Raw genomic sequence first — 24,941 nt, 5'->3', positions numbered from 1 at the left:
CGTTATAAAAATTATATCACTAATGCCATTGAATTGCCTTATTCTAACGCTAAATTAGAAGCCACTAACAAACTCATCAAAGACATCAAACGCAATGCCTTTGGCTATCGGAACTTTGACAACTTTAAAAAACGGATTTATCTCGCTTTAAACCTAACAAAAAAGAAGACCAAGCCGGTCCTCTCTCGTTGTTCATGATAAGTCACCCACTACAGTTGACAAAGAGCCTTTATAATTCAACTTTTTGGGGCCGCACATTATTTTCTGGTGGGGAACCAAAGTAATTTAGTTCCGTTTTCACATTTTACAACACTTAGAAATGCTGTTAGACCAACCATTTCACTTCACTTTAATTTAGTCACCTATTCCCACTCCACAGTTGCAGGTGGTTTGCTGGTGATATCATAGACGATGCGGTTGACGTGATCGACTTCGTTGACGATGCGCCTTGAGATTTTTTGCAAGACCTCCCAAGGCAGTTGGGCGAAGTCTGCTGTCATGCCATCGATAGAAGTAATAGCGCGGATGGCAATTGTGTAATCGTAGGTGCGGCCGTCTCCCATAACGCCAACCGAGCGCACACCAGTATTGACAGTGAAATACTGCCAAACATCGCGTTCCAAGCCGGCTTGGGCAATTTCTTCACGTAGGATGGCATCGGATTCACGGACGGTTTCGAGCTTCTCAGGGGTAATATCTCCCATGATGCGGATAGCCAGACCTGGACCAGGAAATGGCTGGCGCCAGACGATTTCATCGGGCATTCCTAGGGCCGTCCCCAGAGCTCGGACCTCATCCTTGAAAAGGGTATTGAGAGGCTCAATTAGTTCAAACTGTAGATCTTCAGGCAGGCCGCCAACATTGTGGTGTGACTTGATAGTTTGGGCTGTCTCAGTACCAGATTCGATAATATCGGTATAGAGTGTCCCCTGGGCTAAAAAGTCTACCCCTTTGAGTTTGCTGGCTTCGTCATCAAAGACATAGACAAACTCGTTGCCGATGATTTTGCGTTTCCTTTCAGGGTCATCAACACCGGCCAGCAAGTCTAAGAAGCGCTTGGAGGCGTCCACACGGATGATGTTAAGTCCGAATTTGCCGCCCAGCATGTTCATGACCTGATCGCCTTCTCCCTTACGCAGAAGACCGTGATCGACAAAGATGCAGGTTAGTTGGTCGCCAATTGCCTTTTGCAGCAGCACGCCGACGACTGATGAATCAACTCCGCCCGAGAGTCCCAGTAAAACCTTGCGCTCGCCAACGGTCTCACGGATCTTAGCAATTTCCATTTCAATAAAGTTATTCATTGACCAATCTGCCTTAGCACCACAGATAGTCACAGCAAAATTACGCAGGATATCATTGCCGTAGACTGAGTGCCGAACTTCTGGGTGGAACTGGATACCGTAAATCTTGCGCTCTGGATTTTCGATGGCAGCATAAGGACAGTCGGCAGATTCTCCGATAAGCTGGAAGTCAGCCGGGATTTCAGTCACAGCATCGCCATGACTCATCAGGACGACCTGTTCCTTTGGCGTGTCGGCAAATAGGGCTGATTGTTGCTGCAGCTGGAGTGTCGACTGGCCATACTCGCTGTTGCCGGTCTGGTCAGCAGGGACAACCTTGCCGCCCAAACGGTCGGTCAGAAGCTGCATGCCATAACAAATACCTAGAATCGGAATACCAAGCTCAAAGATCTCTTCATCTATACCAAAGGAATCATCGGCATAAACCGAGTTAGGTCCGCCGGATAGGACGATTCCGATAGGATTGAGCTCCTTGATTTCGGCTGCAGTAATCTTATGGCTTTTAAGTTCTGAAAAGACCCCGAATTCGCGGATACGGCGGGCGATCAGCTGGTTATACTGGCTGCCGTAATCCAAGACGATGATCTTTTCAAGGTTGGTAAATTCAGTCATCTTAACCCTTTCTAGTTTGTCAGTCTGCCTGACAGAATGATTACGTCTATTGTAGCACACTTTATGCCCGAGCGCAGTAGAAATTTCGGGTAAATCCCCCCTATTCTCGCTAGGCAAACTATGTTATAATAAACTCTATGCGAGAAAAAATTCCCCCTACTCATAAAGAAAGAGAAAGTCATACCAGTCCCTTACTGAGGGAAAATAGACAAAGACAGCGAGGCAAAGGCCTGTTTCGCGTGCAGGAACTGATTGTGCTAGGAGTATTGGTCGTTGCCGCTATCATTCTTTTGGCGGTCACCGACAGTTTTAAGGTCCTCAAGAAGGATGTTCTTAATGTTACCAGCAATATCCAGATTGGCTCGGAGAATTTAAAACCTAAATACGCTGAAAATAATACTGTGCAGATTACTGCTGAAGCACAAACTTCCATCGGTGGTAAAAATTTAGAAAGGTACCGCCAGTGGATCGGCAAGATTGATTCTGAGAATCAAGTTGATACCAAGGACGGGGATTCCGTCATGACTTACACGATCAAGTTTGAGAATGGTGATAAGGTCAGAGGTGTCACTGAAACAGATATTACGGAAGCGCCTGATGCTAAATTCGGCAAGGATGCTACGATTCAGATTAGTCATACCGCTGAGACTGATTTAGATGGTTACGATTTAAGCAGCTATCAAGGAGATGCAGCAGAAGTGACTAATATCAGTTATAATTATTCATCTGGTGGCGGTTATAAGTACGATGTTAAACTGGATGACGGTACAGATATTTCTAATATCGCCGAAGCCAGTGTCAACGATATTTACCATGTTCCTTTAAAGCAAGAGAATTCTGCTGCAGACAATAATCAGGTCTTAAAAGATGCCTTTAATTATGCCAAGGATAATCCTGGGACCATTCTAGGCCTTCCCAGCGGAGATTTCACTATTGGGACACAGACCCCGGAAACAGACTATATTACCCTAGCTTCGGATACGCAGATTCGCGGCGATCGCACCAAACTCATTGTCGATGGTGCCCAGTATTGGTTTGGATTTGCGACAGGAACTGGTGCAACAGATGGTGTACAAAATTTCACCATGAGAGATATCACTGTCGAAGCTAAGGATTTAGAAAAAGGAAACCAGTTCATGATTATGGTTAATCATGGCAGCAACTGGACTATCGAAAACAATACTTTTACTATGGTTCATAAAATGGGAAGTCACGTCTTTGACCTTGGTGGTTTGCAAAATTCAAGTTTTGACGGCAATACCTTTGAAGGTTACGCACCTGAGCTGACTGATAAAACTGATTTATCGGAAGTCAGCAAAGACCATGATATTTACGCCGAAGCTATCCAGTTCGATACATCGGACAATCGGGGGGAATGGGATGGCAATTTCTTAAAAAATATCGACTCTAACTATGGCAATTACAACCAAACAAAAGCTATGACCAGTAATATCAGTGTGACCAATAATTCGTTCATTCCTTATAAGGATAAGTCGGGCAAAATTATTGCCTACGGTGCTAGTATTGGTCAGCACTCTGGAGATGTCAGCAATATTACGGTATCTGGCAATACGCTTACCGATACTTTGACCAGCCGTTTCCATCAAGATAACAACTGGATGTTTAAACCCATTCATTTTACACCGAGTTCATCGATGTCTGTCTATGGCAACACAACTGACTAACTAGAAGTTGTCTTATGTGTGCTAAAGACAATAAATGTTTCAGCAGAAGCGCTTCACGCTATTTTTCTCAAATTGCGAAAAAAGCCAGTAGCCTTCTGCTTTTTTGTGCTACAATACTGGTATAGACTAATCAGGAGGATGCCATGCTACCAGCTTATATTCGGATTCATGATGCCATTAAAAACGAGATTGATCGAGGTGTTTGGAAAATCGGCAGCCGCCTGCCCAGCGAGCGCGACCTATCTGATCAATTTGAGGTCAGCCGTATGACCTTGCGGCAGGCGATTACACTTTTGGTAGATGAAGGAATATTGGAGCGCCGAGTTGGTAGCGGTACCTATGTCGCTAGTCAGCGAGTTCAGGAAAAAATGCGGGGAACAACCAGCTTTACTGAAATTATTAAATCTCAAGGAAAAGACCCCTCCAGCAAACTGATTTCATATGAGCGTACCTATCCAAATGAGCAGGAGATCCGTCATCTTTCGGTTAGGCCAAAATCCTATATTATACGCATGGAGCGGGTTCGCTATGCAGATAATCTTCCAGTCGCTTATGAAGTAACCAGTATTCCCGAGCGATTGATTCGCCATTTTAAACAGGAAGAGGTCACTAATCACTTTTTCCAGACGCTGACAGATCACGGTTATATTATCGGTAAAAGTCAGCAGATTATCTCTGCTGATGTTGCTAATGGAGACAAAGCAGATGCTCTGGAGGTTAAGCGAGGGCATGCTCTATTGACTCGGAAACAAACCTCCTACCTAGATGATGGAACCCCTTTTGAATTTGTTCGCAGTCAGTATGTAGCTGGAAGATTTGAGTTTTATTTGGAAAGTAGTAATTAACCCATTAAAAAGGTAAAATGAGGTTGAGACAAAAGTTCTCAACCTTATTTATTTATTCAATTTTATTTGCTAGGCGCAGTGGTTGGGAGAAAAAACTGGTTGGCTCTGCCAAGAAGTCTTTCCCCAGCACAGTTCATTAGGTGCTTTAGCATCAATGAACTGTGCTGGGTGGATATCCAATTCTATGAATGTTAGTTTATCTTATTTCCAACCTCCAAAGGTCCGGGGGACCTTTGGAGCTGTGCGGAGGTGGGATAGAAATTATCCAGTGGAGTTTGGCAGTCTGGGGATAGACTGCCAAAGCCTGCCACCTAAAAACAGGAAAGTGGCAGAGGGCTGGGCCTTAAAATAGGAGAGCGAGGAAAATCAAATTCTCCGAATTATTGATTTCTGTCCCAGTTTCATCATTTTAATTTCTGGCATTATCTTTTCTAGGAGCGCCAGAGAAAATCCATGAAAAGTGCCACCTGTTTGGCCCAATCAGCTTCGCTATGCCGCCCACCTTCTTGACAAAAGATATAGGTTTTTGCTCCATGCTTTTGAAATGCTGCCTCAATAGTCAGATTAGCTCTAGCTGCAGGACTGTCCCAGATGGTGTACCTATCCTGCCAGCCTGAGCTTTCTTGGCTTCCCCAAGATAGATAAGCGCGTGTGTCTTCATCAATCTGACTAGCCTTGATATCAGCCTCTATATCTCCCACGATTGCCGAAGATAGGCAGGCTGCTTTGGAGAAAATAGAGTTATACTTAGCCAGAGCATAGATAGACATTAAACCTCCCATTGAGGAACCGGCAATAGCTGTGGCTTCGCGAAAACTATAGGTGCGATAAGTCGCGTCAATATAGGGTTTAACCTCTTGAACAATCCAGTCCATGGTCAGCTGTCCCAGCCCCTTGATAGGGCCGCCAAAAAAATCTGAGTTGATATCGTAGGGACTGTATTCTGACAGGCGCTCATTACCCTCGTGGCCACATTCTAAGCCGACCACAATCATTTTCTTAGACCAGTTTTGTAAAAAATCATAGAGTCCCCATGATGTACCATAGGTCGCTTGATCGTTAAAAAATAGATTTTGACCATCAAAAAAGTAGGTGACAGGGTAGCGCTCATCGCTATCCTTATAATCATCGGGTAAATAAATATGGAGCCGTCTAAACTTGTTAACGGCTGAAAAAAGCATATCGTGATAGATAATCATTGCAGAGCCTCCCGGATATTAGTTTTGATATTCGTTGAAAAATTTGCATTAGCTGCGTTTGTTTGACCTCTATTATAAAGTAAATCAATTTCCCAAGCAAGTCGTTAGACAAGGCGGAATCTTGCGCATTTCGGCTATAAATTAGATAATTTTTTTGGTATAATAAAGCTTATGGAAATTGAAAAAACCAATCGCATGAATGCGCTTTTTGAGTTCTATGCCCCCTTATTAACGGATAAGCAGATGAACTATATTGAGCTCTATTATGCGGATGACTATAGTCTGGCTGAAATTGCTGATGAATTTGGTGTCAGCCGTCAGGCGGTTTACGATAATATCAAGCGGACCGAGAAAATTTTAGAAGACTATGAGATGAAACTTCATATGTATTCTGACTACATTGTCCGCAGTGAGATTTTTGATGCTATTATGGAGAAGTATCCTGATGATGCGTATCTGCAGGAAAATATTTCTCTCTTAACTAGTATCGATAATCGTGAATAGTTAAAAAGAAGAAAGGAAAAAGGCAGCTGCTTCTGATAGGCTAGAAAAATACTCTTCTGCTGGTAAACTCTGTTTGATGGTAAGTCGGATCGGGTAGTCCAAAATGACAAATACCGGTGTTTGAGGGCAGTTGCTTCTGATATGTATTAATTATGGCTTTTGAAAGTTTAACAGAACGCTTACAAGGCGTTTTCAAAAATATTCGCGGAAAGAAGAAGCTTTCTGAAAAAGATGTCCAAGAGGTCACTAAGGAAATTCGTTTAGCCTTGTTGGAGGCTGACGTCGCGTTACCAGTTGTTAAAGATTTTATCAAGCGTGTGCGTGAGCGTGCTGTTGGTCATGAAATCATTGATACGCTGGATCCTACCCAACAGATTATCAAGATCGTTAATGAAGAACTAACGGAGATTTTGGGGTCGGAGACAGCTGAGATTGAGAGAGCCCCCAAAATCCCAACTATTATCATGATGATCGGTCTTCAGGGGGCTGGTAAAACAACCTTTGCCGGCAAGTTGGCTAATAAATTAGTCAAAGAAGACAATGCTCGTCCTTTGATGATCGCAGCTGATATTTACCGTCCAGCGGCTATCGACCAGCTCAAGACCTTGGGGCAGCAAATCAACGTGCCAGTTTTTGATATGGGAACCGATGTTCCTGCGACTGAAATCGTAAAAAATGGTCTAGCTCAGGCTCGTGAAAATCATAACGACTATGTCTTGATCGATACAGCTGGTCGTCTGCAGATTGATGAGACTCTGATGCAGGAACTGCGGGATGTTAAAGACTTGGCCCAGCCAAATGAAATTCTCTTGGTCGTTGATTCTATGATTGGTCAAGAGGCAGCCAATGTTGCCCGTGAGTTCAACCAGAAACTGGATATCACAGGTGTCGTCCTCACCAAGATTGATGGGGATACACGCGGCGGTGCAGCCTTGTCTGTCCGCCAAATTACTGGTCGTCCGATTAAATTTACCGGTACTGGTGAAAAGATTACCGATATCGAAACCTTCCACCCAGATCGAATGTCTAGTCGTATTTTAGGCATGGGAGACCTACTGACACTGATCGAAAAGGCCAGTCAGGAATACGATGAACAACGTTCAGCAGAGATTGCTGAAAAAATGCGTGAAAACACCTTTGATTTCAATGATTTCATCGAGCAGCTAGATCAAGTACAAAGCATGGGACCAATGGAAGATCTTCTTAAAATGCTTCCAGGTATGGCTGGAAATCCTGCTCTTAGCAATCTAAAGGTTGATGAGCGTGATATTGCTCGCAAGCGTGCTATTGTTTCATCTATGACACCAGAAGAACGTGAGAATCCCGACTTACTCAATCCTAGTCGCCGTCGCCGAATCGCAGCAGGATCTGGAAATAGTTTTGTTGATGTCAATAAATTTATCAAGGACTTTAATCAGGCCAAGTCTATGATGCAGGGGGTCATGAGCGGTGATATGAACAAGGCCATGAAACAGATGGGCTTAGATCCTAATCAATTGCCGAAAAATGGCTCTGGTATGGATATGTCAGCCCTCGAGGGAATGATGGGACAAGGTGGTATGCCCGATATGTCTGCCTTAGCCGGTGCTAATGGTATGCCTGATATGAGCCAAATGCTCGGTGGCGGCTTGAAGGGGAAAATCGGTCAATTCGCTGTTAATCAAGCCATGAAACGTCAGGCCAATAAACTTAAGAAAGCCAAGAAAAAGCGCGGCAAGAAGAAGTAGTAGCTGGAAATAAGTTTACGCACTACGTCTTGCTAAAAAAACTACAAAAAATAAAAGAGGCTGGGACTATTGTCTCAGCCTCATAACAGGAAAACAATGACGAGTAATATAATACAACAACCCCAGCCAAATAATCACAGCCCTAGTCCAAGACAAGGGGATAAGGCTTTAGATATCCTGAGAAAATTATGGCTTATTTTAAAAGGGATCTGTCGGAAGTCAATCAAGTATCTTAAATACTGGGCTCCTAATCCGCTAAAGGTGCTTTTAGCAGCGCTATTAGTCAGTTTGATTTATATCATTCCCCTGATGATGAGCAACGGTGCCTTGTACGGTGACGATCTGCACTTTCATCTTAATCGGGTTCTCAGCCTAGCCAGTATCCATGAAAGTCCGGTTAATTTCAAGTCTTTTTACAAGATTGGACAAGGGGTTAATTTTTTCTACCCTTATCTAACCTATTATCCCTATTATTTACTTTATAAATTGACCGGTAGTCTCTATAACGGTTGGATTCTGTATAGTTATGCCTTGACAGTAGTGACCTATTTGATTGCCTATTATTCAAGTAAAGGAATCACTCATAATCGTTTTAACTCACACCTTTTTGCGATATTTTATGTGTTTTCAGCCTATCGCCTTGGCAATATCGTGATTCGCTTTGCGACTGGTGAGGTCATCGCGATGAGTTTTCTGCCTTTAGTTTTTTATGGGCTTTATAATATCCTTAGAGGTAATTATCATAGATGGTATCCTCTGACTTTTGGTATGGCGCTGCTGATTTACAGTCATATTTTAACAGCTTTTATGGCCTCAGTCGTCGTTGGTCTGATTTTTATTACAGCAATTGCTTTTCAGCAAGATAGGCTTCAGCGCTGTTGGAATTTCTTTATTGCCGTGATGGCTAGTCTAGCTTTGAGTGCTTTTCAGTTTTTTACCATGCTGGAGCAGTTTCGATACAGTCGTATTGACAATCCTGGTGGGATATCACTGAACAATTCTACCAGAACACTCAGTGATATTTTTCGCTTTAGCCTCAATAATGCCATAAAGGAGCTAGTGCCTGGAATTCTTGTCATTGTCTGTCTCGCTTTGATTTTATTTCAATTTCGAAAATTAAGAATTGAAGACTACTACCTTATCGGCTGGATTGTCCTATTTATCTTTCTGGAGAGCAAGGCAGTAAAATGGCCTGATAGCCCTAATAGCAGTGTCAGCGTTATTCAGTTTGCTTGGCGGGTTAATAGTTTTCTCACACTATTTGCTACCTTCTTAGCCTCTAAGTTTTTTCTTTTTAAAAAGCCACCAATGGGCAGGCGACGATTTTTCTATTCTGCGATTGTGATTATAGCGGTCTTAGTTACCTTATCTGCTGTCAACATCAGCAGCTCGACAGCGATATTCAAAACCCTGTCCAGTCATAAGCCGGTCATTTTTAGCGAATTATCTCATCGCAACAGTCAAAAGAAAGTTCTCAATTCTATAGCTCTCAGGGATTATGCAAATAGGTCGACCAAAGAAAAAAATGAAACAGCAGATACTGGTAAAAAGCTGGGGCATCAGGTTATAGTTAAAGACAGTGATATCCTTTTAGAATCTCAATTTCGTTTCAGAGATAGCTATGCGACAGGGGAGATTACGAACAATACGGGCAGTGAACAGCGGATCGAACTCCCTTTTTATCGCTATAAGGGGCAGATCGTCACTGTTGATGGTCAAGAAGTACCGACGACCCTCAGTAAAGCCGGTGCTACGACCATTCATTTTCCTGAGGGAACTCATAAAGTCAAGATAACTTACCACTATACTCAGTTGGCTCGTGTTTCCTGGGCTGCTTCATTAATCAGTTGCCTGTCCATCCTTCTCTATGCTCTTGTCTACGGACTAGCTAATAGAGGAGTTCTTATCTTCCGTAAAGACGGCTTGGTCATTTACCACCCTAGGTGGGACTCAGCTGCGACTGAGTGATAAAGGAAATTAGGAAAAAATAAAAATGTCTATTTTTATGGACATTTTTATTTTTGTCTGTTATAATGGACAAAAATAAAAGGAGAAGACCATGACCTACCTTGCTCTTATTGGCGATATTATCAATTCTAAAGGACTCAAAGACCGCGCTCGGGTGCAGGAGGAGCTGCTGAATTTGATGCAGGTCATTAATAAGGACTATGCTTCTGTAATCGTCTCACCCTTTACAGTGACAACGGGTGATGAATTTCAGGCTTTATTACAACCTAGTGATAATATTTTCCAGATTATTGATAGCATACAGATGGAGCTGTTTCCTATTCAGGTTCGTTTTGGATTAGGATTAGGAGAGATGTTGACTCCGATTAATGAGAAACAAAGTATCGGTTCGGACGGTCCAGCCTTTTGGCGGGCTCGTGAAGCTATCAACCATGTTCACGATAAGACTGATTATGGGGTTGCCCGTATCGCTCTGTCCTGTGATGACCAGTTGCTTCAAGAAAGCGTCAATAGTCTGCTATCCTCTGGAGATTTTATCAAATCGAAGTGGACAGCAAACCAGCAAGCGATCTTAAGAGCCTTGTTGAAACAGCGGATTTATCAAGAACAATTTGAGCATCAAATCATTGCTGATGCTTTAGGGATCAAGCCCAGCGGCTTTAGTAAACGCCTGAAAGCGAGCGGACTAAAACATTATTTACGAAATCGCAAAACCGCAGCACATTTGATCATTGCAGAAAGCAAAAGCGATCATCAACAACAGAGTCGCAAGGAGGAGAACCATGCTTGAATCTTTGACTTTCTCGGATTACCTCATAAAGAATCCTTTGCTAACCTTGACCTTATTGGCTCATTTCCTAGCAGATTTTCAGTGGCAAAGTCAGAGGATAGCCGATCAGAAATCTTACAGCATCCAAGCCTTAGCGCAGCATCTTATTATTGTCGCCATGCCTCTCTTGCTCTGTTTTATTTTGGATCCACAAGCAGGAGACTATTTTTTGCTGGTATGGCTGAGCCATGTTATCATTGATAGTGCTAAATTTTATTTCCTACCGAACATGCGCAAACCATCTTGGCAGCAAGCTGTTTTTGTCGGTGATCAGATCTTGCACTATCTGGCTATCTTTTTGATCTACCTCTGGCTCAAGCCAGAGGCAACCTTACTCATCAGTCAAAACAGTGAACTGATTCGTTTAGGACTATTTTTAACCTTGATTACTAAGCCGATCAACATCGTGTTTAAACTCTTTTTCAGCAAGTACCAAGTTCCTGAAAGAGCGGATGAACAAACCGTAGCTGGAGCTGGCGCTCTTATTGGGTTATTGGAGCGCCTAATTATGGGGATTTTCTTATTGTTTGGACAATTTGCAGCCGTAGGGCTGGTATTTACGGCTAAGTCTATTGCTCGCTACGATAAAATCTCTAAAAGCCAAGCTTTTGCAGAATATTATCTGATTGGGTCCCTATTCAGCATCATCAGTGTTTTGTTAGTCTATGGTATCTTATTAGTGTGATAGTTTAGTTAATGCATTTCAATTCCATATAAAAAGACCTAGCGCATCTTTATTTCAATTGGTATCTCTAAAAACAGTTCACTTCAATGTGAGCTGTTTTTAAATAGGTTCATCTACAAATAGTACTTTTACGATGATATCAGCCATATCAGCTGTACTTTTGTCGGCTCCTTGATTGATCCAATAGGTAATGAGGCTTTCACTACTGGCTAGGTAAACTTCTAAGGCATAGTCTTCCGGAATATCGTAATGCTGGGCGATAGTCTTTTTCCAGTTAGGGTAGCTGATAATAAGCTGAAAAACAAAATCTTTGATGATTTGGGAGAAATTAACATAAGAAGTTTTTGCAATCACAGAGACAAAGTCAAAATCCCTGACAAGATAGTCAAGCACCTCTTTTATCACAGGTCTAGGATCCTCATCTAAATCTTCCTGCAGTAAGATATTAAAGAGCTGAGTCAGCATTTCCTCTTTCATCTGATTGACCATATCATATTTATCCAAGTAATGGAGATAGAAGGTCCCGCGGTTAATCCCCGCTGTCTTGGTCAAATCCGAGATAGTAATCGTTTCAAAATCCTTTTCCGATAGTAGGCGGATTAGAGCCTTCTTGAGATAGTTTTTGGTTTCAGTCTGTCGTTTTTGAGCCATATGCTTTCCTTAAATCAACACTTTGTTTATTTTTGTTCTTGTTAAATCAACAGACTGATTATATAATATTTCCTGTTATAAATCAACAATGTGTCCAATTAAGGAGGAAAGAGATGGCTTATATCGAAGTTAAACATTCTACTAAGCGTTATCATATGGGGGATACCACTATCTCAGCTAATGATGATGTCAATTTCGAGATTGAAAAAGGAGAGTTAGTGATTATTCTGGGATCATCAGGGGCAGGGAAATCAACCCTGCTCAATATTCTGGGAGGAATGGATACCAATGATGAAGGGCAGGTCATTATTGATGGCACAGATATTGCTCAGCTCAATTCGCACCAGCGGACCAATTACCGCCGCGATGATGTGGGCTTTGTTTTTCAATTTTACAATCTGGTAGCCAATCTGACGGCCAAGGAAAATGTCGAATTAGCCTCAGAAATTGTCAAAGATGCTATGGATCCTGTAACGATTCTAAAAGAAGTCGGACTTGAGAAACGGATCAACAATTTTCCAGCGCAATTATCTGGCGGGGAGCAGCAGCGTGTTTCCATTGCACGCGCCGTAGCTAAAAGGCCAAAGATTCTGCTGTGTGATGAACCGACCGGTGCCCTTGATTATCAAACTGGTAAACAGGTGCTGCAAATCCTGCAGGATATGTCTCGTCAGCAAGGCGCAACGGTCATCATCGTAACCCATAATTCAGCTCTAGCACCTATTGCCGATCGTGTGATTCATATGCGGGATGCTACCGTAAAATCTATCAAAACTAATAATCATCCGCAAGATATTGCAGGCCTGGAATACTAGGAGGGAGCTATGTCTAAAAAAATCTATTGGAAAGATATGCGCAAGGCTATTACAGGATCCAAGGGACGCTTTATTTCAATTGTGCTCTTATTGATGCTGGGATCCTTTGCTCTAGTCGGCCTCAAGTCGACCACACCCGATATGCAAACAACTGCCAGTGACTACTTATCCAAGTATCACACGATGGATCTAAGCGTTATGGCCGATTATGGACTGAGTAAGGACGACCAAAAGGAACTGTCTACTATCAAAGAGGCAAAGGTAGAGTACGGCTATCTGGATGATGTCACGATCAAAGATCATTCTGATGCTGTCCGTATTTTCTCCTACGATAATGCCGTTAATGATATCTCTCGCTATGAACTCATATCAGGAAGGTTTCCTAAAAAGGCCAAGGAAATTGCCCTCTCCAAGGCTTACCGTAAGGATTATAAAATTGGTGACCACATTACTTTTAAAAGGGGCAATAAAACTTCATTAAAATATGATACCTACACGATCACGGGCTTTGTCAACTCAACAGAGATCCTCTCTAAAACAAGCTTGGGCAGCTCAACAGCTGGTGACGGCAGTCTATCAGGGTATGCTGTTACTTTACCAAAAGCCTTCGACAGTGATGTCTACAGTATCGCTCGTATTCGCTATAATGATCTGGCTGGACTTAATCCCTTTAAAAACACCTATGAGAAAAGACTAGCCGACCACCAAAAAGACCTGGATGACTTGCTAAAGGATAATGGTGCCAAGCGTTTGGCTGACCTCAAAGCTGATGCTCAGGAAAAAATTGATAAGAAGCAAGTTCAGGTAGATAAGGCCAAGGAACAATTAGCACAAGCAGGTACTCAAGCTCAATTACCACCTCAGCAAGCAGCAGAGATCAGCAAGCAAATAAGTCAGGCGCAAGCAAAGATTGCTGCCGCCCAAAAAGAAAAGAACCGGTTAACAGAACCAACCTACACCAGCTATACACGCTCTACGCTTCCAGGTGGCGATGGCTATACCTCTTTTTCGGCAACAACTGATAGTATCTCAATCGTCGCCGATCTTTTCCCCATTGTTTTGTATCTAGTTGCTGCCATGGTCACCTTTACGACCATGACGCGCTTTGTCGATGAGGAACGACAAAATTCAGGGCTCTTCAAGGCTCTTGGTTACTCCAATCGAGATATCATCCGTAAATTTGTGGTTTATGGCGCTACAGCTGGTATCGTCGGAACAATCCTAGGAGTGATAGCAGGTACCTATTACCTCCCTGTCAATATCGGTAATATCGCTATGAGCGATCTGACCCTAAATAAGATGAAATTGTCTCCTCATGCTTCTTACATTCTCTTAGCATTGGGCCTAGCCATTCTCTCCAGTATTCTACCAGCTTTCTGGGTGGCCTATCGTGAACTGCGCGATAAACCAGCCCAGCTCTTGCTGCCCAAACCGCCAGCAGCAGGTTCTAAAATTTTCTTAGAGCGGTTGACTTTTTTTTGGAATCGTCTCAGCTTCACCCACAAGGTAACCGCACGCAATATCTTTCGTTATAAACAGCGCATGCTGATGACCATCTTTGGGGTGGCTGGCTCAGTTGCTTTATTATTTGCTGGATTGGGCATCCAGTCGTCCATTTCCGGAGTTGCCGACAAGCAGTTTGGACAGATTTTCTCCTATGACATGATTGCCGTTCGCAACAAACAAGCCTCATCGCAGGAGAAAGCAGCTGTCAAAAAAGCCATTGCTTCCAAAGACTTCGGTAAAAACTTAGACATCTACTATGAAAAGAGCGAGCAGAGCATGAAAAATGTTACGGAAGAGCAGACGGTGACAAGCTTAGTAACATCAGGTAAAGATTTTTCTGGCATGATTAATCTATCATCATCCAAAGGCCAAAGGCTCAAACTATCAGATGATGGGGTTATTCTATCTGAAAAACTTGCCCAACTCTATCAGGTAAAGGTTGGTGATCACTTTGATTATATCGATAAGGATGGCCATAAAGTCTCCTTGAAAGTGTCTGGCATTGCTCAGATCTATACAGGCCATTTTATCTTTATGACACAGAATTACTACCAAAAAGCCTTTAAGACTGATCTATCAACCAACGCCTATCTCTTACAGGTTAAAAATAGTTCAGACAGCAAGGTAAAAAAACTGTCGACTGATTTGTTGGATGTTAAAGGAGTAGAAGCTGTTTCACAGAATATTGCCATGGTCAATTCTCTGGAAAAAGTAGTGGACTCTCTCAACAGCGTCATGCTGATTTTGATTATCGTTTCGATTTTACTGGCCCTTGTGATTTTATACAATCTCACCACCATCAATGTTGCCGAACGTATTCGTGAACTCTCAACCATCAAGGTGCTTGGTTTCCACAGTAAAGAGGTCACCATGTATATCTATCGTGAGACCATCGCCCTGTCGCTAATCGGTATTCTGGTAGGGCTTATTGGTGGATTTGGACTCCACAGACTTTTGATCAGCCAGATGGGTGGAAATGATTTCAGCTTTAATGACTCGTTAACTTGGTCTGTCTATCTCATTCCAGTGGTAGCCATTATCGTGATTCTAAGTGCATTAGGCTGGCTGGTCAATCACAGACTAAAGAAGGTTGACATGTTAGAAGCACTCAAAAGCGTTGACTGATAAGATGTGGCTAATATATACCAACCCCCTACAACAAATCAGTAAAAATTTGTCGGTAATGCCAAATCAGAAAGCTATCGAACAGGTTTATAAAAAGCACAGTCGAAAAGAAGTGGACTGTGCTTTTTTGGTATAATTATAATATAGTTGTTTAGCTAACAAATTGGTTCTTAGGCCAGTTATCAAGGTTACATTATTGTGAACTGAATTTTGCTTGGACTGACCCACTCTATTTTGATTCTCGTTCCTGGCTGTACGTTCATTTGCTGAAACCAATCAGAGAAAGCTTTTAGATCTCCAGCTCCAGATAGGTTTTTAGCATAGCGACTTCCAGTGCGACGGCATCCTGATGCCTTAACCTTTCCAGTAAAATAGCCATCTGAAGATACAGCGTTAAAGATATTGTATCCTAATATATCTTCACCATTCGTATAATTTGAATTATATACTCCAATATTACGTGCATCTGAACTTGGTACCGGAATGTAGCACTCTCCAGAGATGGTCGGTCTTGTATTTGTATATCGATGGATTCCCCATCTCACATTTGTTTCTTTTAGGGTAACTGTGTAGCAATCGCCAGCTTTAGCCATAATTTCTCCTTTGTAATATTATCATTAATTAATTTTAACATATTACAATAGGTTATAAACTTAAAAACTTATTTATCATTTATTTTAGTAAGGAAGTGGAACATATGGATAATCATACGCCTGAACAACGCAGAAAAAACATGCAGGCAATAAAAAGCAATGGCTCAAAGATAGAAACTGCTTTAAGAAAAGAACTTTGGTCTCGTGGTTTACGTTACCAAAAAAATGTAAAAACCATTTTTGGAAAGCCAGATATAGTTTTTAAAGGTAAAAAGGTTGCCGTTTTCTGTGACGGAGAATTTTGGCATGGTTTTGACTGGGAGAACCGTAAAAAGCAAATTAAAAGCAGACGAGATTATTGGTTACCTAAAATTGAAAGAAATATAGCTAAGAGATGCGGAAGTTACAGCGAAATTAGAAGATGATGGCTGGACAGTATTACGATTCTGGGAAAAAGACATCAGAACAGATGTTGTTTCCTGTGCGGATTTAATCGAAAGAATTCTTGAAAAGAAAAAGGATATATAATAAAGTGGCTGCAATTTTGCTGATTTAATGTTATACTGTATGGGTTAAACTAATTTTGAAAGAGGTGCTTACATGACAAATTCTGTAAGTTCTGCGAAGGATAGAAAGTATAATATTGCTGCTTTCTTTTCAGGAGTCGGCGGAATTGAGTTGGGTTTTGAACAAACCAACGAGTTCAGAGTGGTGTTTGCAAATGAATTTGATAAATATGCCAGGGTGACTTATGCATTGAATTATCCCGATATCCCTCTGGATTCACGTGATATTCATGCCGTATCCGCTGATGATATCAGAGATGAGGTTGATGTGATTGTAGGGGGATTCCCTTGTCAGGCTTTTTCTATAGCTGGCTATCGCAAAGGCTTTGAAGATGATCGCGGCGACTTATTTTTTGAACTGCTTCGTATGATAGAGGCAAGGAAACCAAAAGCTATTTTTATTGAAAATGTAAAAAATATGGTTGGTCACGATCATGGCAATACTTTTAAAGTTATCAGAGAAGCTTTGACGGATAACAATTACTTTATAAAGTGGAAAGTTCTGAACGGTAAGGATTATGGAAATGTGCCACAAAATCGTGAGCGCATTTATATTGTTGGATTTGACAGCAAAGAAGCATATGATTTATTTGAGTTTCCAGATGAAATGGTATTAACTAGGACGCTCAAAGATATTATTGATTTTTCGAGTAAGAAAGATGATATTTATTATTACCGTGAAGGGCGTCAAAATTTTTATGATCAGCTGAGAAATAGTATAACCAGTCAAGATACAGTTTATCAATGGCGCCGTCAGTATGTTAGAGAGAATAAAACCGGCGTAGTTCCTACGCTGACTGCTAATATGGGAACAGGCGGACACAATGTCCCTTTGATTTTAACGGATAGCGGTGAAATTCGTAAATTAACACCAAAAGAGACTTTTAATGCACAGGGCTATCCTAAAGAGTTTAGAATTCCGGAAGAAGTTTCCAACGGCCAGCTTTACAAGCAGGCTGGAAACAGTGTTGTTGTCCCAGTTATTAAGCGAATTGCGGAAAAGATCGCTTACGCTTTAAATCATTCTGAGGGGGTGTCACAATTTGATAGAACGGGAAAAGTTGGCTTAATTTATACACAAATGAATGGGCCTTTTGACGGTCAGTCTTATCTAGTTAATTATTTTGTAAACGAGGAAGAGGCTGAGAATTATGTTTACAGTTTAGAAGAACAGTTACCGATTCTTACAGCTGAGGATTATTTAACTTTTGTTAAGAAGAAAAAAAATGGTGCTTTTTATAGCTTAATTACGAATAATTAGAAGAAGTAAGTGGAAAACTTGCTTCTTTTTGGTATACTGAGATTAACAAAATAAAGGGGTTAAATCATGTGGCAGGATTTACGTCGGTCAGATAAGGAACGTTATCAAACATTAATTACTAATTTTGCAAGTTTAAGTGAAGCTTTTTCACAAAAAGCTGATAGTGATACTGGCAAAGTTGCGCAGGAATATGTAGCTCCAATTGTCAACTCTAAATTTCAAGAAACGGTTTTTCAGAAAGCATTTAATGCAGTTGCTGAAGACATAGCTAATACATCATACGATGCCTCTTTGATGCTAGATAATAAGCGTAAGTATTTGGTTGGAATTAAATCTTTTGGTATTAATTCTGGCGATCAGAAAGTGGCACAGTTTAAGAAAGACTCTCAAAATTGGACAAACATTTTAAATGCTATCAAGAAATACGCTGATAGTTCTGAAACTAAGCAGGAAGCGGACGAAGTAAATAAGGAGTACTACGAAGCATTAGCTTATGAAATTGCTCGTTTGAGAAATCAGCGTATTGAATCTTCTAAATCTCAGATAAAAGGCTTTCAATCAGATGATGTATCGGTAGAATCTGTTTATCACGTATTAATGCCAACAACGAAAGGACAGCGCCCTAAGATTTTTGTCGGTGAAACATCATATCTTCCGATTAATATTGATACTATTGAGATTTTAGGTTCAACAAATAAAAATAATCCCACTAATTTTAGATTTACTGATGGGAATCATACCTACAAGTATACAGCCGCAGACAGTCAGCTTCATATGACCTTTAACAATAAGAAAATTATTGTTGATACATGGAATGTTTCTTATATAGAAGATCCTTTTTATCTTTTTGAGCATTTACATGAATTATCACAAATTACACCGACAGAGGATAAGATTGAACAAACTGTTTCTTGGATGATTCCAAATGCTAAGAATGAAGTTGAGGAAAGTTCTGGTTATAATGCTTTTGATGGCGGAAGTAAGTTATCTAAGGGTACCCGTCAGAAACGTATTAATAGTTTGAAGGATAAATTCACTGATAGTTTGCCAGAACCCCAATTATCAACAGTAATTTCTTACCTAGAAAAAATTTTATTGGATAAAACCATTGATATGAAATCTGTTAGAAATGAGCTTATGGCTTATCTTGTGGAAAAAATTAAAAATCAGGAGTTAACAAAAGAAGTAGAGCATATGGTTTACCGTCCTGTTAGTGAACTCTATATCCCTATTCCAGATTCAAGAAATTTTCATAAAGAAAATCCAGATTTTTTCGGAAAAGACATCGGTACCTTTATAAAAGGATCTAACAAACTTGCTTTAAATAAAGAAAAACGCAAATTTATCTTGAAATTTTTACCATCTGGCGACGAAGTGGAAGCTTATATCAATCAAGATAACGGCAAAGCAATCCAGTCAACACAAAAGCAAGGTATATTAGGCGAGTGGATTTTAAAGGGAGTTTTTCAGTTAAACGATAGGGAACGTTTAACTTATGAACGATTGGTTGAATTAGAAATCAACGCAGTGCGCTTAACAAAATATAAAAATAATTCAACGATTGGCATTGAATTTATTTGGATCGATGAAGAGAATCCACCAAAAGATGCCATTGGATGGGTTAGCAAAAATAAGCAAAGCTAAAGAAAAACTTTTAGTCAGATGAATCAGATAAAACTACTGAATATAAACTAAAAAAGTACTGCATGAACCATTCCTAAAAAATCTCTGCCTGCGCAGGGATTTTTTATCAGTTACTAGCATTAAATACCTTAGTTGATCGTTCCTATAGGGCTGCAGAACGTATTTTCTTGATAACAGGCTATATTTAGGTTTGACAGATATACAAAGGAATGTTATGCTGTATTTGAGGGATCGACCGGCGGTCGATTGGAGACAAAGGAGGAAGCATGAGAGTTGTCAAAGGGTACGATGAGCGCCGAAGTGAGATTCTCACAGCTGCTACCCAATTATTTCAAGAAAAAGGGTTCGAAAAGGCAAGTGTCAGCGATATTTTAAAGGTCGTTGGGATTGCCAAGGGGACATTTTATTACTATTTTAAATCTAAGGAAGAAGTACTGGAAGCTGTTGTAGATGAAGCGACTGCCGTTCTAAAATCAAGAGTAGCAGCCGTTATCAATAAGCCAAACAAGGATCCAAAGGACAAGCTGGTAGAGGCTTTCCAAAGTATGAATATTACAGATATCTATGGCGGAAGGCTGCTGGAAGATATGCACAAACCCAAAAATGCTCTCCTCCATCAGAAATCCTTACAAGCTATCCTGCACGAAGTGACGCCTCTGCTAACAGGCATTATTGAAGAAGGGGTGCAAGCTGGCCAATTTGACTGTCCCTATCCTAAACAACTGGTGCAAATCGTACTTGCTGCTGTAGCAACACTCTTTGATGACGGAATTTTTCAGCTGGATAAGAAGGAGCAGCAGCAATTGCTTGAGGCTTTTCAATTCTTCCTCTTCAAGCAACTTGGTATTGAGAATTGAGTTATTCACTAAGATAAAATTGCCCTTGCTGCAATTTTATTTTTGACCGCAACCGACCGTTGGTCGACATATAAAGATATTATTTAAAGGAGAGCAAAATTGAAAAAATTTTTAACCCTATGGTTTGGGGAATTGATTTCCAGTATTGGCGGAGGGATGTCTGCCTTTGCTATGACCATTTACGCTTTAAAAGTTACCAACAGTGTGACAGCAGTTTCTCTCATAACCTTACTGGCATTTTTGCCCACCGTTTTATTAGCGCCAGTCGGAGGTTATCTAGCAGATCGTTATGACCGGAGACTCTTGATGATGATTGGCGATAGCTTCTCAGTCCTAGGCTTGCTTTATATCGTGCTGAATTTGAATATCGGCTCAGCCAATTTAAGCCCCATCTATATCGGTGTAACCATTAGTGCTGTCTTTTCATCACTGGTTGAGCCAGCCTATCGTGCAACAGTGAGCGATTTATTGACCAAAGATGAGTATGCCAAGGCAAGCGGCATGATTCAACTGGCAGCTAGTTCACGTTATTTAATTTCTCCTGCCTTAGCTGGATTCTTTCTAGCCTACTTTGATATTCGCTTTATTCTTTGGCTGGATATCCTATCTTTCCTAGTAGCTGTCCTCTTGATTTTCTGTGTTAAAAAAGGAATAAAAATTTCAAAACAAAAAGACAAAGAGAGGATTTCATTTGGAGAAACTTGGAAGCTTAGCCGGAGCTATAAGGGGTTGCAATCCTTAATTGCTATGATGACCTTGGTTTGTTTCTTTATCGGACTAGTTCAAATTTTAGTTGAACCTCTGGTATTGAATATGGCTGATACGCAAACTGTTGGAATCATGGAAGCTCTTTGCACAGTAGGACTCTTAGTCGGCAGTCTCTGGATTGGGATCAAAGGCATTCATCGGCAGCATGCAGTCATTTTAGCACGGACTGGATTATTAGCAGGTCTTTTCATTGGATTATCCGGTTTTGTCATGAATATATGGTGGGTCGGTATCACAATTTTCCTCTTCTTTATGACTTTGGCCTTTGTCAATACCTGTGCCGATGTGCTGGTCAGAGTAACCATTCCTAATGAATTACAGGGCAGAATCTGGGGAATGATTAGTTTTATCACCCAATTCGGTACCATTATTGCCTATCTGTGTGCAGGTTTTCTGGCAGACCATCTATTTGAACCCCTGATGGCCAAACAAGGTGCCTTAGCAGGAACCATTGGACAACTGATTGGAAGCGGAGCAGGCAGGGGAATCGGGCTTATGTTGATTATTTCAGGAATTGGCCTGATCCTTAGTTCACTGTTGATCGGCAGCAATCGCTCAATCAAGCAAATGAAAGTAGAGTAAGGAGGTGTCACATGTTCTACAAACTCCTAAAAAGCGATCTCAAGCAGCATCCTATCAAAAATTTGTTGTTAATTGGTCTGACTAGCCTGTCTCTCTTTATCGTTTGTAGCGTTTTCTTTCTCATAAAACAGACGGTATCCAGCATTTCTGACATGTACCAAGTAGCCCAGCCGCCTCATTTCATCCAAATGCATCGCGGTCAGCTAAACCAAGAAGAGATTGATCAATTTAATCAATCATACTCAGGTGTCAAAGCTTGGCAGACTGTGCAGCTATTAAATGTCGAAGGAAAGCAGCTGACCGTTTATCACCAAAACAAAAAGCGCGATGCCTTAGCGGATTCACAGCTGGATATTAGCTTTGTCAAACAGAATAAAACCTACGATCTGCTCTTAAATGCACAGCATGAAAAAATAGCGTTAAAATCGGGAGAAGTAGCCGTTCCAAAACTTTTGCGGGATCAATTTTCTATGAAAATCGGTGATCGGCTTCGTATTCAAGAAGGCGCATTTAGCAAAAACTTTACTATTACAGAGGTTGCTCACGATGCACAGATGAATTCAACCTTGGCTTCCTCTACACGATTTTTAGTGAGCGATGCTGACTTTGCAGAGTTAACAAAAAATCTTTCTCAAGAAGAAGTCATCATCGAAACTTACTTTAACGATACAGGTCAAGCAGACAGCTATCAATCGGCCTATAAGAAAGCAAGTTTACCACAAAACGGGCCATCCTTGACTTATCGCATACTCTTTTTTCTCAGTGCTTTAACAGATTTGGCCACTGCAGCCATCTACTTTCTAGCGGGAGGTTTGCTGCTTGTTATTACACTGATTTGCCTTCGCTTTATCTTACTGGCAGAGATTGAGGCTGAAAGCGGCGAGATCGGACTTTTAAAGGCTATTGGTTTGCCCAACAAGACTATCAAACAGCTCTATCTACAAAAGATAGTCTTGACGACTGGCTTAGGCAGTTTAATAGGCTATTCTCTGGCTCTTGTTTTTCTACCTGTAACGACGCAAAGAATCAGGGAAACCTTTGGCCAGACAGCTCTCTCATTAGTCGATGGCATGTTAGGCTTTGTGATTGCAATCTTACTTTTCTTTGTCATCACTTTCTATTCCTGGATAATTTTGAATCGTATTAAAAAAGCAAGTGTTGTGGATCTCCTTGTTCAGGAAAATGGGTTTGTCTCGCGTAGGAGAAAAAGAAAATTTCCTCCTGTCCGCCATCTGTCTGCCAACCTCTTAATAACAAAAAGAAAGCTCAAAAACGGTTATGCTTTTCCGTTTTGGCTCTGTCTTTTCATAAGTCTAACTATCCTCCTGCCTTCTCGTCTTATTCATACCATGAATGCGCCAGAATTTATTACCTACATGGGGAGCGCCAAATACGATATTTCTTTGGAAGTAACAGAAGGAGAAGGGGTCGACGCAAGAGCAAAAACTGCGAGACAGACCCTACAAAAGCTCTCGCAGAGCCACTCTGTATCTCTCTCTGAAATCAGGAGAACACAACTGCAAGCCACCTCATCACAAGGAGATACAGTTAGCCTCCCAGTAGATATGGGGCAGGATGCAGGAGAAGAACTGCATTATATCCAAGGACACGTAGCCAGAAATAATCAGGAAATTGCTCTGTCTCTTTTGGCAGCCGAGGAATTAGGGAAGGGTCTAGGAGACAAGCTCACTCTTACAGTGAATGGGCAATCCATTTCTCCAAAAATCGTCGGACTCTATCAGGATATTACGAATGGCGGAAAAACAGCGAAATTGCCCAGTGATTTCGGTCAGGCACATTCGCAAAAATACATTTTCTACCTCCGGCTGACCAACCACCATCAGAAGGAAAAAATACTGCAACTATTGATATCAAAGCTTGGTAAGAAAGGCTACCGCATTAACGATACCAAAGGAATTGTTCAGCAAACCCTAGGCGGAATGATTCAAGAGCTGCAAAAGGCTTCAAATACCACTTTAGGAATAAGTTTGCTGATTTTTAGCAGCCTTCTATTCTTATTCTTAAGTTTACATGTCAAACGCAACCTCAAAGAATTCGTATTTAAGCGCACGTTGGGATTATCCTTTAGCTCTGTCTATTTACAGGAACTTTATCCGCTAGCCATCAGCTCCTTGCTTGGTGCTTTCAGCGGAATCTTATTGGTACAGTATCTAGGAGAACCCTTTATTAGTAGTCTGTTTGGTCTGCTAAATTCTGGTATTCAGCAATTATCATTTGTCGCCATGAGCTGGACCGAACTCGCCGTTTATTTTTGCGTTTTGTTCCTTATTATTGCCATCCTCACTTATATGGCACTCATTCCTGTTAAAAAGCAGTCATTCTTAGCCTATAGAAACGGATAACTCGGTCATCAGAAAGGAAAAAGGTCCATACCATGTTAAGCATTCAGCATTTATCTAAATTTTTCGGAAAGAACCAAGTTTTAACCGATATCAATGTAACCGTTCATAAAGATGATTTTGTGACCATCATGGGACCATCAGGCTGTGGAAAAACAACCTTTCTTTACCAAATCAGCGGTTTAGACAGAATCGAGCACGGAGATGTCTCCCTTAATAATCAGTCACTCAGCCAGTTATCTGACAACCAATTAAGTCAATTGCGTCTAGAAAATATGGGATTTATTTTTCAGAAAAGTCAATTTCTCAGTAACTTGTCGATTATTGACAATATCGTTTTGCCAGCTCTCCAGCTAAAAAAGCAAGCCAAAAAAGAGATTTACCAACGTGCCTATGACTTACTTGAAAAGATGGCAATAGCAGATTTGGCAAATGCGGATATTCGTCAGGTATCGGGCGGTCAGCTCCAGCGTGCCAGTATCTGTCGGGCGCTTATTAATCAGCCTAGCATCATATTTGCGGACGAACCAACAGGAGCCCTCAATTCCCAAATGAGCCAAGAGGTTATGGGCATTTTCCAACAACTAAACCAAGAAGGAAGGACCATCATCCTCATCACCCATGACAGCCATGTAGCCTCCTATGGAAAACGCTGCCTGTTCATGAAAGACGGCCAGATCATTTCTAAAATCATAAAGGAGGAAACAGAAGATTTCCTACTAGATATTGAGCAAGAAGCGAAAAAATTAGGGATATAAGACCAGCCTTTAATAAGACCCAGCTGCCTGAATGTCTTTTATGTGGCTGGGTTTAGTTGTGACTGAAAAACGTAGGTATTAATCGTTTCGGGTATTT

General features: G+C 41.2%; 21 protein-coding genes and 1 pseudogene. 18 read left to right on the top strand and 4 right to left on the bottom strand.

The window, feature by feature from the left end; translation table 11 throughout:
- On the top strand, window positions 1-198 hold a 198-nt coding region (locus tag AC4HAL_RS05420; protein WP_491093331.1), incomplete at its 5' end, for a transposase.
- A 164-nt stretch (window positions 199-362) separates the two neighbouring features.
- Here AC4HAL_RS05420 and guaA read toward each other — a convergent pair.
- Entirely contained in the window at window positions 363-1,916 is a 1,554-nt protein-coding gene (gene guaA, locus AC4HAL_RS05415; protein ID WP_491093330.1) for a glutamine-hydrolyzing GMP synthase, read from the bottom strand.
- 137 nt (window positions 1,917-2,053) lie between these two features.
- Here guaA and AC4HAL_RS05410 point away from each other — a divergent pair, with 137 nt between their 5' ends.
- Window positions 2,054-3,601: an HlyD family secretion protein gene (locus AC4HAL_RS05410; RefSeq protein WP_491093329.1), complete on the top strand. Its 1,548-nt coding sequence runs from the start codon at window positions 2,054-2,056 to the stop codon at window positions 3,599-3,601.
- A gap of 143 nt (window positions 3,602-3,744) precedes the next feature.
- Window positions 3,745-4,446, top strand: coding sequence for a GntR family transcriptional regulator (locus AC4HAL_RS05405; RefSeq protein WP_491093328.1), 702 nt, complete (start codon window positions 3,745-3,747; stop codon window positions 4,444-4,446).
- A 431-nt stretch (window positions 4,447-4,877) separates the two neighbouring features.
- Here AC4HAL_RS05405 and AC4HAL_RS05400 read toward each other — a convergent pair whose 3' ends face one another.
- Window positions 4,878-5,645: an alpha/beta hydrolase gene (locus AC4HAL_RS05400; protein WP_491093327.1), complete on the bottom strand. Its 768-nt coding sequence runs from the start codon at window positions 5,643-5,645 to the stop codon at window positions 4,878-4,880.
- Window positions 5,646-5,816: 171 nt separating this feature from the next.
- Between AC4HAL_RS05400 and AC4HAL_RS05395 the strand changes: the two genes are divergently transcribed.
- From AC4HAL_RS05395 to AC4HAL_RS05375, 5 genes are all read left to right on the top strand, one after another.
- Window positions 5,817-6,149, top strand: coding sequence for a putative DNA-binding protein (locus AC4HAL_RS05395; RefSeq protein WP_447451369.1), 333 nt, complete (start codon window positions 5,817-5,819; stop codon window positions 6,147-6,149).
- A gap of 152 nt (window positions 6,150-6,301) precedes the next feature.
- Window positions 6,302-7,876 (top strand): signal recognition particle protein, encoded by a 1,575-nt coding sequence (gene ffh / locus AC4HAL_RS05390; RefSeq protein ID WP_491093326.1) that lies wholly within the window; start codon window positions 6,302-6,304, stop codon window positions 7,874-7,876.
- 96 nt (window positions 7,877-7,972) lie between these two features.
- Window positions 7,973-9,844: a hypothetical protein gene (locus AC4HAL_RS05385; protein WP_491093325.1), complete on the top strand. Its 1,872-nt coding sequence runs from the start codon at window positions 7,973-7,975 to the stop codon at window positions 9,842-9,844.
- Between the two features lie 91 nt (window positions 9,845-9,935).
- On the top strand, window positions 9,936-10,634 hold the full coding sequence (locus tag AC4HAL_RS05380; RefSeq protein ID WP_491093324.1) for a SatD family protein: 699 nt from the start codon (window positions 9,936-9,938) through the stop codon (window positions 10,632-10,634).
- A complete protein-coding gene (locus tag AC4HAL_RS05375; RefSeq protein WP_491093323.1) occupies window positions 10,627-11,358 on the top strand; it encodes a DUF3307 domain-containing protein in 732 nt (243 codons plus the stop codon). Before AC4HAL_RS05380 ends, AC4HAL_RS05375 begins: the two co-directional genes overlap by 8 nt.
- A 99-nt stretch (window positions 11,359-11,457) precedes the next feature.
- Here AC4HAL_RS05375 and AC4HAL_RS05370 read toward each other — a convergent pair whose 3' ends face one another.
- On the bottom strand, window positions 11,458-12,009 hold the full coding sequence (locus tag AC4HAL_RS05370) for a TetR/AcrR family transcriptional regulator (protein WP_165211072.1): 552 nt from the start codon (window positions 12,007-12,009) through the stop codon (window positions 11,458-11,460).
- A gap of 113 nt (window positions 12,010-12,122) precedes the next feature.
- On the opposite strand from AC4HAL_RS05370, the gene AC4HAL_RS05365 reads away from it, so the two are divergent.
- Together AC4HAL_RS05365 and AC4HAL_RS05360 are read left to right on the top strand one after the other, a co-directional pair.
- The gene (locus AC4HAL_RS05365) at window positions 12,123-12,824 is read left to right on the top strand and encodes an ABC transporter ATP-binding protein (protein ID WP_491093322.1); all 702 of its coding nucleotides are present in this window, start codon (window positions 12,123-12,125) and stop codon (window positions 12,822-12,824) included.
- A 9-nt stretch (window positions 12,825-12,833) separates the two neighbouring features.
- Window positions 12,834-15,455 carry an ABC transporter permease gene (locus AC4HAL_RS05360; RefSeq protein WP_491093321.1) on the top strand — a complete coding sequence of 874 codons (2,622 nt, stop codon included), beginning with the start codon at window positions 12,834-12,836 and terminating at the stop codon, window positions 15,453-15,455.
- 188 nt (window positions 15,456-15,643) lie between these two features.
- On the opposite strand, the gene AC4HAL_RS05355 is transcribed toward AC4HAL_RS05360, so the two are convergent.
- On the bottom strand, window positions 15,644-16,048 hold the full coding sequence (locus tag AC4HAL_RS05355; protein WP_491093320.1) for a hypothetical protein: 405 nt from the start codon (window positions 16,046-16,048) through the stop codon (window positions 15,644-15,646).
- A 104-nt stretch (window positions 16,049-16,152) separates the two neighbouring features.
- Here AC4HAL_RS05355 and AC4HAL_RS05350 point away from each other — a divergent pair, with 104 nt between their 5' ends.
- The 8 genes and pseudogenes from AC4HAL_RS05350 to AC4HAL_RS05315 all read left to right on the top strand — a co-directional run bounded on the left by AC4HAL_RS05350 (window position 16,153) and on the right by AC4HAL_RS05315 (window position 24,844).
- Window positions 16,153-16,473, top strand: coding sequence for a very short patch repair endonuclease (locus tag AC4HAL_RS05350; RefSeq protein WP_491093319.1), 321 nt, complete (start codon window positions 16,153-16,155; stop codon window positions 16,471-16,473).
- 19 nt (window positions 16,474-16,492) lie between these two features.
- A pseudogene (locus tag AC4HAL_RS05345) lies at window positions 16,493-16,576 on the top strand (very short patch repair endonuclease); the annotation flags it as partial.
- A 72-nt stretch (window positions 16,577-16,648) separates the two neighbouring features.
- A complete protein-coding gene (locus AC4HAL_RS05340) occupies window positions 16,649-17,875 on the top strand; it encodes a DNA cytosine methyltransferase (protein ID WP_491093318.1) in 1,227 nt (408 codons plus the stop codon).
- Between the two features lie 66 nt (window positions 17,876-17,941).
- Window positions 17,942-19,519, top strand: a complete 1,578-nt coding sequence (locus AC4HAL_RS05335; RefSeq protein WP_491093317.1) for a hypothetical protein — start codon at window positions 17,942-17,944, stop codon at window positions 19,517-19,519.
- Window positions 19,520-19,785: 266 nt separating this feature from the next.
- On the top strand, window positions 19,786-20,376 hold the full coding sequence (locus AC4HAL_RS05330; protein ID WP_491093316.1) for a TetR/AcrR family transcriptional regulator: 591 nt from the start codon (window positions 19,786-19,788) through the stop codon (window positions 20,374-20,376).
- A 99-nt stretch (window positions 20,377-20,475) separates the two neighbouring features.
- The gene (locus tag AC4HAL_RS05325; RefSeq protein ID WP_491093315.1) at window positions 20,476-21,726 is read left to right on the top strand and encodes an MFS transporter; all 1,251 of its coding nucleotides are present in this window, start codon (window positions 20,476-20,478) and stop codon (window positions 21,724-21,726) included.
- An 11-nt stretch (window positions 21,727-21,737) separates the two neighbouring features.
- The gene (locus AC4HAL_RS05320; RefSeq protein ID WP_491093314.1) at window positions 21,738-24,089 is read left to right on the top strand and encodes an ABC transporter permease; all 2,352 of its coding nucleotides are present in this window, start codon (window positions 21,738-21,740) and stop codon (window positions 24,087-24,089) included.
- A 32-nt stretch (window positions 24,090-24,121) separates the two neighbouring features.
- Window positions 24,122-24,844, top strand: a complete 723-nt coding sequence (locus tag AC4HAL_RS05315; protein ID WP_491093313.1) for an ABC transporter ATP-binding protein — start codon at window positions 24,122-24,124, stop codon at window positions 24,842-24,844.
- Window positions 24,845-24,941: the final 97 nt, after the last annotated feature.

The sequence above is a fragment of the Streptococcus sp. ELY_125 genome (assembly GCF_058314535.1).
The sequence above is the reverse complement of the archived record's forward strand: the minus strand, read 5'-3'. Positions and strand labels throughout refer to the sequence as shown.